The sequence below is a fragment of the Herbiconiux daphne genome (assembly GCF_024979295.1).
Classification (GTDB): Bacteria; Actinomycetota; Actinomycetes; order Actinomycetales; family Microbacteriaceae; genus Herbiconiux; species Herbiconiux daphnes.
Genome location: NZ_JANLCJ010000699.1, coordinates 1 through 553, shown reverse-complemented (window position 1 = coordinate 553; position 553 = coordinate 1). Strand labels below are relative to the sequence as shown.

At 42.3% G+C, this 553-nt stretch carries 1 protein-coding gene; it reads right to left on the bottom strand.

The annotated features are described in order from the left end of the window. Positions 1-127: 127 nt before the first annotated feature. Positions 128-451, bottom strand: a complete 324-nt coding sequence (locus N1032_RS27235) for a hypothetical protein (protein ID WP_259543825.1) — start codon at positions 449-451, stop codon at positions 128-130. Positions 452-553 lie beyond the last annotated feature (102 nt).

Sequence of the window (553 nt, the reverse complement as noted above, 5' to 3'; positions counted from 1 at the left end):
AGCAAACTCAGCAGCTGTTCCATACGACTTACCGATTCGGTTCGCACTACGGAGAAATCGTTGCTTGTAGTGAGCAGAAGCATTAGCAAACTTTAACTGGTATGGATAAGGTTTATAGAACTCAAGCTTATTGAACTTCAGGTAGTCCCTGACTTTCAAAAGGGTTTGATAATCCAGCAAGTTTTTTAACCTCTTCCATTAATGTATTCACCTGCTCACGAGTAGCTGTATCATTAGCCAACTCATCAGGTAGATCATTATCAAATGTATGAGCCCAGATTAGCTTAATCGCATTGAGAGCATCAGCATCTTTACCGTGCTCAATAATGTGAATCAATCTGTCCCATTGTTTCTGTATTTGTTCAGGCTTGTTTAAGCCCACCAGAATGGACGTAGAGAGCCTATTCTTTGAGCCTTTAGGTCGGCCCGGACCTGGTCCAGGAAATGCCATACAGGGCCTCCTATTGCGTTTGTGTTGGGTTTGTTAAACTGGTTTGTCCATAGATCTGATATATTCAGCTTCCATAGCTTTCTGTTCAGGAGTCATAGCATC